7 protein-coding genes are annotated in these 7,721 nt (G+C 35.8%); 2 read left to right on the top strand and 5 right to left on the bottom strand.

Annotated elements, in window-relative coordinates:
- Positions 1-27: 27 nt before the first annotated feature.
- Both BM289_RS15195 and BM289_RS15190 read left to right on the top strand, forming a co-directional pair.
- The gene (locus BM289_RS15195; protein WP_091495042.1) at positions 28-951 is read left to right on the top strand and encodes a PorP/SprF family type IX secretion system membrane protein; all 924 of its coding nucleotides are present in this window, start codon (positions 28-30) and stop codon (positions 949-951) included.
- A gap of 12 nt (positions 952-963) precedes the next feature.
- Positions 964-2,892, top strand: coding sequence for an OmpA family protein (locus BM289_RS15190; protein WP_091495040.1), 1,929 nt, complete (start codon positions 964-966; stop codon positions 2,890-2,892).
- A 124-nt stretch (positions 2,893-3,016) separates the two neighbouring features.
- On the opposite strand, the gene BM289_RS15185 is transcribed toward BM289_RS15190, so the two are convergent.
- From BM289_RS15185 to BM289_RS15165, 5 genes are all read right to left on the bottom strand, one after another.
- Positions 3,017-3,442, bottom strand: a complete 426-nt coding sequence (locus BM289_RS15185; RefSeq protein ID WP_091495038.1) for an MgtC/SapB family protein — start codon at positions 3,440-3,442, stop codon at positions 3,017-3,019.
- A gap of 9 nt (positions 3,443-3,451) precedes the next feature.
- Positions 3,452-3,865, bottom strand: a complete 414-nt coding sequence (locus BM289_RS15180) for a 3-hydroxyacyl-ACP dehydratase FabZ family protein (protein ID WP_091495036.1) — start codon at positions 3,863-3,865, stop codon at positions 3,452-3,454.
- Positions 3,866-4,244: 379 nt separating this feature from the next.
- Positions 4,245-5,228 carry a glycoside hydrolase family 43 protein gene (locus tag BM289_RS15175; RefSeq protein WP_091495034.1) on the bottom strand — a complete coding sequence of 328 codons (984 nt, stop codon included), beginning with the start codon at positions 5,226-5,228 and terminating at the stop codon, positions 4,245-4,247.
- 205 nt (positions 5,229-5,433) lie between these two features.
- A complete protein-coding gene (locus BM289_RS15170) occupies positions 5,434-6,615 on the bottom strand; it encodes an aldose epimerase family protein (RefSeq protein WP_091495032.1) in 1,182 nt (393 codons plus the stop codon).
- A 24-nt stretch (positions 6,616-6,639) separates the two neighbouring features.
- Entirely contained in the window at positions 6,640-7,662 is a 1,023-nt protein-coding gene (locus BM289_RS15165) for a glycoside hydrolase family 43 protein (RefSeq protein ID WP_091495399.1), read from the bottom strand.
- Between the last annotated feature and the right edge of the window lie 59 nt (positions 7,663-7,721).

Below are 7,721 nucleotides of genomic sequence, written 5' to 3'. Positions count from 1 at the left end.
AATAGGATTAACCAAAATAAATTGGCTATGATTAAAAATATAAAAAAGGTTTTCGCGCTACTCACTCTATTCTCGGTATATGGAGCCTTTGCACAGCAAGACCCACAATATACGCAGTACATGTACAATACGCTCACAGTGAATTCTGCTTATGCGGGTTCGCTCGGCCATTTAGCTATAACAGGAATTTATAGAACACAATGGGTTGGTATTGAAGGCGCTCCGGATACACAAAGTTTTACTCTCGATACTCCGGTCGGAAAAAATGTCGGTCTTGGAATTTCGATTGTAAACGAAGAAATCGGACCAACAGAAGAACAATACTTAGATGCCAACTTCTCTTATACCATCAAATCCGGTGAATCTCATAAACTCTCTTTTGGAATAAAAGGAGGCGGACGTGTTATCAATATCGATTGGTCCAAAGGAAGCCACAAAGATCCCGATGTACAATTTCGTGAAAACATAACCAATAAATTCCTGCCTGTTGTCGGAGCTGGGTTATACTGGCACGGCGAACGAGATTATATCGGACTTTCTGTTCCTAATTTTATGACCCGAGAGCGGTATACTTACGACGATATTGCCGATGATCTGGTTAACGAAAGAATGCACTTGTATCTTATTGGAGGAATTGTTTTTGATCTTTCGGCACATACAAAATTCAAACCTGCCGTTTTGGTCAAATATGTTGCCGGCGCTCCTCTTATTGCCGATTTCTCCGCCAATTTTATGTTCAACAATGCGCTAACACTGGGAGCTTCTTACCGTACCTCAGATTCGGTAAGCGGACTTATCGGAATCCAAATCACTCCAATGATTATGGCTGGATATGCTTATGATTATACCACAACAGCATTGCAGAATTACAACAGCGGTACGCATGAGATCATGCTTCGTTTTGAACTGGTTTCACGCAAAAAAGGACTTAAATCACCAAGATTCTTCTAATACGGATAGTCTATGAAAAGAACAATTACTATACTCGCATTATTGGTCATACAGCTAATTCATTCACAGACCAAGAACAAAACTGCCGATGCTCTTTTTGATAAGATGTATTATGTTGAGGCCGCCAAATCGTATGAACTTTCTATAAACAATGGAGATGCTTCAAAAGAAATACTTCAAAAACTTGGAGATGCTTATTATTTCAATACCAAAATGACAAGTGCTTCAAAATGGTACGGAAAACTAATTGCCGAATATCCGAACGAAGTTTCTGCCGAATATCTATTTCGTTATGCTCAATCTCTACAGGGAATTCAGAATTATGAACTCGCCAAAAAATGGATGAAGGCTTTCGCCGAAAAACAAAAATCGACTGATGCAAGAGCCAAGAACTTTTCACTAAAAAACGTAACACTCGAAGATATCGAAAATATCAAACCTTCTTTTCTTCTGGAAAATCTTGATGTTAATTCTGCTTATTCCGATTTTGGCCCAATGTATTACAAAGGCGATTTGGTTTACTCCACTACTATTGATTCTTCTTATTGGAAAACAAATAAATACGGATGGAATGATCAGCCTTATTTAAATATGCAATTGGGTAAAATCAGTGAAACACAGTCAAATGTTACTTTTAAAGAAAAATTCGGAAAAGAAATCACTACACAGTATCATGAAGCCTGCATTGCTTTTTCTCCAGACGAAAAAACGATTTATTTTACCCGAAACAATTATAACGGAAAACTAAAACGCGACAGCAAAGGCATTAATAATCTGAAAATTTTCTCAGCAACAGCATTTGAAAACAATAACGGAACGGTTTCTTGGAAAGACATAAAAGAATTGCCTTTTAACAGCGATAATTATTCCGTTGGACATCCTACGGTAAGTAAAGACGGTAAAAAGCTCTATTTTGTTTCCGATATGCCGGGTACAATTGGTTCTACAGATATTTTTGTAGTGGATATTTTAGGCAATAATCAATTTTCAACGCCGAAAAATTTGGGAGAAAAAATAAATACAACCGGACGCGAAATGTTTCCTTACATTACAGATCAGGCGCTCTATTTTTCCTCTGATGGATTTTTGGGTTTAGGAGGTCTCGATGTTTTTGAAAGTCGAATAAATGACGGTACTTTTGATGTTCCTGCCAATTTAGGCGCGCCATTAAACAGTAATCGGGACGATTTTGGTTATATCGTAAACGAAACCACGAATAAAGGTTTTGTATGTTCCAACAGAAAAACAGGAAAAGGAGATGATGATATTTATTCTTTCGAAAGATCCTGCAACCAAGCCATAAACGGTTATATTTTTGATGCTATTTCAAACAATAGAATAGCCGGAGCCATGGTAATATTAAAAAATTCAAACGGCATCAAAGTTGCTGAAACTGTTTCTCAACTCGACGGAAAATACGATTTTAACAACGATGTAAATTGTAATACTGCTTATACCGTTGAAGTCTCAAAAGAGAACTATAATAACAATACTAAAGCCATTACAACAGCAAACAGTTCTGGAAAAACCGAAGCTTTAATTGGTTTAGATCCGGCTTTAATTGCACGTGAAAATGGTGTTTTAAAAATAAAAATCGGCATTATTTTCTTTGATTTAGATAAATCTAACATTCGTTATGATGCTGCAATAGAATTAAACAAAGTCGTTCTTTTGATGCATCAATACAACAATGTAGTAATCAAAATCGAATCTCATACCGATTCTCGTGCCAATGATCAATACAACTTAGAACTGTCCGACAGAAGAGCAAAAGCCACCAGAGATTATCTAATTTCACAGGGAGTTGCGCCGGAGCGAATTGAAAGTGCCATTGGTTACGGAGAAACACAACTCATCAATAATTGCTCAAACGGAGTTCCTTGTACCGACGCACAGCATCAAATGAACCGAAGAAGCGAATTCATTATCACAAAAATGTAGACTGCTAAATTTTAGACTTCAGGTTTTACATTTTAGATTCTAAGCAGTGCGTTTAGGATTTGAGATTTATATTATGGAATTTGATTTCCAAAGTTTTGGAATTTGGCTTTTTAAATATTGGAATTTACCCCTTTCTATTTTTCAGCCATTTATCAATCGGTTCAATAGCGGTATTAATAAGAATGACGATAAGTGTACAGATTAAAGCTTCTAAGAAATAACCAGAAGCGGCAATACTTCCAATAGCTGCGCTGCACCAAATTGTGGCAGCAGAATTTAGTCCGTGTACATTATCGCCTTCGCGAAATATAACTCCTGCACCTAAAAATCCAACTCCCATTACTACTTGGGCAGTAATACGAGTTACGTCAATATTCGCTTCAGTTTCTGCTACTTTAATCGACAGCAGCACAAAAGTAGCAGCCCCAATGGCTACAAGCGTATTGGTCTTCAATCCCGTTTCTTTGTGATGCCATTGTCTTTCGAAACCAATAATTAGTCCTGCAATTGCTGCTACTACAAGACGCATTAAGAATTCAATCGTACTCAATTTTCTATTTTATTGAAGTTTAACACACAGCCACTCGCCTTTTAAAACCAATTTGTCATCAACAAAAGCTTCTCCTGCCTGTTTGATAATTTTTTCGCTTAAGCGAATATTCTTTACAACGAATTTTACTAACTTTTTGAATTCTACGCCAGCAAAAAACTCAACATTATCTAAACTCACCAAACCAAAAACACCATCGGCAACTCCCAAAAGCTTCACTCCTGCGCCACCAACTTGTGCCATAGCCTCAATTAAAATAGTTCCGGGAACAAAACTAAATTCTGGAAAACTGCCCTGAAGCCAAACATCTTTTTCTGTAAAGGTCTTTAAACCAACGATTGTTTCGGTTGTATACGAGATAATTTCATCCACAAACAAAAATGGGGCTCTGTGTGGAATTAAATCTTCTATCTTCTGACTCATGATTTTTATTTTTGAACAATGTACGAATCTGAGCCGAGATAGACAATATTAAAATTCGATCTCCTCTAAATGCTCATCAAATTCTTTTTTTTGAATTAATATTTATGTCGCCTCGCTGAGGCTTTTTCTCAAGCGGTGAAATAGATTTCTATAAATATCAAGTTCCTCTGAAACTATCAGCAATATTAAGGATCTCCAGAGGAATTTGATATTTATAGCCTGAAAATCCACCTTAGAATAAAGCTCCAGCAGAGCGAAATATTAAATTAAAAGTCTAATCAAAATTGTAAATTTTCTAAACAAACATAGTTCGAAATAAAAAAGCTGTCCCTTCTCTGAGACAGCTTTTCACGTTATTAACTCTAAAATCACAAAGCTTTTATTCATTCAGTAAAACAAAACTTTTAGCATTTGCTTTGATTTTAGTTCCTTCAAAATCAATATCGATAATTCCTGCTTTTCTTGGTGAAACACCGCTATTGCTAAAATGAGTATGCAACACATATTTCATTTTTCCTTTCTTATCATAAAAAACATCACCATGACCAGCTCCGTTAATTCCAACATCTTTTTTACTAATGATTGGACTATCTGCTGCTTTCTCCCAAGGACCATACGGACTTTTTGCTGTTGCATATCCTACTGCATAATCTGGATTTCTAAAATCATTGGCAGAATAAATCATATAATACAAATCGTTATGTTTTAGCACTGTTGGGCCTTCTGTAACCGGCCAAGATACATTTTGAGTATTTTCCCAAGGAAGAGTTCCCGAAATGCATTCTTTCAGCGTTTCATCTTTAATTCCCGACAGATCATCTTTTAATTCTGCAACAAAGATTCGGTTTCCGTTAGTCAAACGTACGTGATAAAGGTATTTTCGACCGTCCTGATCAACAAAAACAAACGGATCAATCTGATTCCCCAAATTAAACATTGGAGCCTTAAAATCGCTTTTAAATGGCCCAAGTGGATTCTCACTGCTTGCGATGGCAATATTCTCATCGGCAGTATAAATCATGTAGAATTTATTGTTGTATTTAAAAACCTGCGGCGCCCAAAAACCTTTTGTTCCAAATGCGTCTCCTTTTTTAAGCGCCAATCCGTTTTGTGCTCCAACAGGACCTTTCCATTTTTTTAAATCGGTTGAAGTGTACACCATAAATCCTTCTCCGTTTAGTGGCGTTTCTCCAGTTGTCGTTCCGTACAAATAATAAACTCCATTGTCAAAAAAAATAGTCGGATCTGCCAACAGAATCGGAGACTCGTTTTGAACTGTTTTTTTAACCGTTTCTTTCTCTTGAGAACAGCAAACAAAGACACAAAGCAGTGCAAATAAGCTAAAATACTTTTTCATTATCATTATTAAACTTTTTATTTAATTAAATTAATTTTAAAAACTAAATATCAAATAGTTAAACATTAACTATAGAAAAAATCTATAATAGAAAATCAGCCGAAAAACCATCATTTTATCGAAAAAAATCTATTTCAATTTTGTAAAAAAGAAGTTCCAAAATCTTCGTAAAAAAAGGTCTTCTACTCCTAACTTTTTAACTCATAACTTATCACTTTTGAGATGAAAATTGATACAAAGAAACTGTATGATACTTCTCTCCTGCTTTTAACGTTATTGGAGCAAATTTTGGCTGGTTTGGAGCATCTGGAAAATGCTGTGTTTCAAGAGCAAAAGCTGTCCTAAAATCATCTTTCGCTCCTGATTTAAAGGTATTTTTACTCTGCATAAAATTTCCGCTATAAAACTGTAAACCAATTTCTTCTGTATAAACATCTAAAGTAATACCTGAAACATCTCCTTTTATTGTTGCTGCATGAATAAAACCATCTTTTTTAACGGTATTGAGAACATAATTATGATCGTACCCCTTCCCAAATTTCAGCTGATCATCTTTGGTTTCTATTCTTTCACCAATGGTATGTTTTGAAGTAAAATCAAAAGGCGTATTTTTTACAGATTTTAATTCACCAGTCGGAATCAAACCTTCGTCCACTGGCGTAAATTTATCTCCATAAATCTGTAATTGGTGATTTAGAATCGTACCGCTTCCTTCCCCATTTAAGTTAAAAAAGGCATGATTGGTTAAGTTGACAATGGTGGTTTTATCTGTTGTCGCTTCGTATTCCATCCTCACGGCATTATCATCTGTAAGTGTGTAAGTCACTTTTACATTTAAATTTCCGGGAAAACCTTGTTCGCCATCTGGTGAAAGATAAGTAAAAACCAAAGTATTTTCGTTTGTCTTTGCAGCATTCCAAACCACATCCTGAAACCCTTTTACACCGCCATGCAATGCATTTTTTCCATTGTTTAAAGGAATTTGATACTGCTTTCCTTCCAATGTAAATTTCCCTAATGCAACTCTGTTGCCTACCCTTCCAATTGTAGCGCCAAAATATGGCTCAGTTGAAGTTTTAAAGCCTTTTACACTGTTCATTCCGACCACAACATCAGTCGGTTTTCCGTTTTTATCATTCACCCACAAACCTACCAATCGCCCACCATAGTTGGTAAACGCAGCTTTAATCCCTTTGTTTTCGATCCAATACAAACCCACTTTTTTACCGTCGATGATAGTATCGAAATTTTTGGTTTCCAAAACTGTTTTTACCGAATCTATAGCAATTTCAGCGGTATTATCTTTTGAAACTGAATTTTCTTTTTTACTGTCTTTACAATTGAATTGCAAAAGTGCCAATATTAAAACCGCAGTAATCTGAATATTTTTCATTTATCGAATTTTAAAATTTTGCTATTATTTTGACGGAATTGCCAGTTTGGTTTCTTCACTCACTGGCTCACCTAAAACTGGATATCCATTTATATCCCAATCAATTCTTTGCATTCTTGGAGATCTTTTGTTTCCGCAACCCTCTCCTGGATTGGAATTGGCGTGATACAAAATCCAATCTTCTTTTCCGTCTGGAGATTTGAAAAATGAATTATGTCCTGGCGCATAAACTTTATTTTTTTCTGATTGTTTGAAGATGGGTTCAGGAGATTTTTTCCAAGCATATGGATCTAACAGATTATCTCCGCCATTAAAAGCCAACAATCCCAAAGCATAAAAGTCAGTCCAACAGCCACTTGCTGAAAACACAATGAAAATTTTACCGTTTCTTTCTAAAAACTGAGGACCTTCATTCACATTCACCTGAGGCGGATTTACATCATCATGTAAAGCGCCATGTGTTTCCCAGTCATACGTTGGTGCAGCAATCATCACTCTGTCACCATCGATTTCTAACGGATTCTTCATTTTAGCGATATAAATATTCTGCTGACCGTTGGTATCTCCTTCCCAGCCTGCCCAAATCATGTACAATTGTTTTTTATGTTCGAAAACATTTCCGTCGATTGCCCACTTATCGGTTTTTGCTGCGATTTTGCCTTTAAATTTGAAATTTCCTTTAAACGGATCTGAGGATTTGTTCTCCAAAACATACATTCTGTGATTGTTGTTATCACCGTTATCTGCAGCAAAATAACAATACCATTTTCCGTTAATGATATGAAACTCAGGAGCCCAGATTTCTGCCGAATAATTAGTGTTTTTAGGCGGTGCCCAGATTACTTTACTTTCAGCATTTTTAATATCCGACAAGTCTTTTGCTTTCCACAAAACCAGTTTATTTCCAAGCGTATTGGTATAGTAATAATAACCTTTGTAATATGTACTGTAAGGATCTGCTCCCGCCGGCAATATTGGGTTTGTAAATGTTTTTTGCTGCGCAAAACTTATTGTCGTGAACAGGAAAAGAAATAGGTATTTTTTCATTTTAGTTTTTTTATTTGAATTTTTCCCGCAGATTTGACAGATCATGCAGATTATTTTAT

This window comes from Flavobacterium phragmitis, assembly GCF_900112575.1.
GTDB classification, from domain to species: Bacteria; Bacteroidota; Bacteroidia; order Flavobacteriales; family Flavobacteriaceae; genus Flavobacterium; species Flavobacterium phragmitis.
This window is presented reverse-complemented; position numbering and strand designations above follow the sequence as displayed.

Excerpts from the sequence above, each read along its gene's own strand:
- BM289_RS15195 (WP_091495042.1), top strand. The coding sequence starts at position 28 with ATGATTAAAAATATAAAAAAGGTTTTCGCGCTACTCACTCTATTCTCG.
- BM289_RS15190 (WP_091495040.1), top strand. The coding sequence starts at position 964 with ATGAAAAGAACAATTACTATACTCGCATTATTGGTCATACAGCTAATT.
- BM289_RS15180 (WP_091495036.1), bottom strand. The coding sequence starts at position 3,865 with ATGAGTCAGAAGATAGAAGATTTAATTCCACACAGAGCCCCATTTTTG.
- BM289_RS15175 (WP_091495034.1), bottom strand. The coding sequence starts at position 5,228 with ATGATAATGAAAAAGTATTTTAGCTTATTTGCACTGCTTTGTGTCTTT.
- BM289_RS15170 (WP_091495032.1), bottom strand. The coding sequence starts at position 6,615 with ATGAAAAATATTCAGATTACTGCGGTTTTAATATTGGCACTTTTGCAA.
- BM289_RS15165 (WP_091495399.1), bottom strand. The coding sequence starts at position 7,662 with ATGAAAAAATACCTATTTCTTTTCCTGTTCACGACAATAAGTTTTGCG.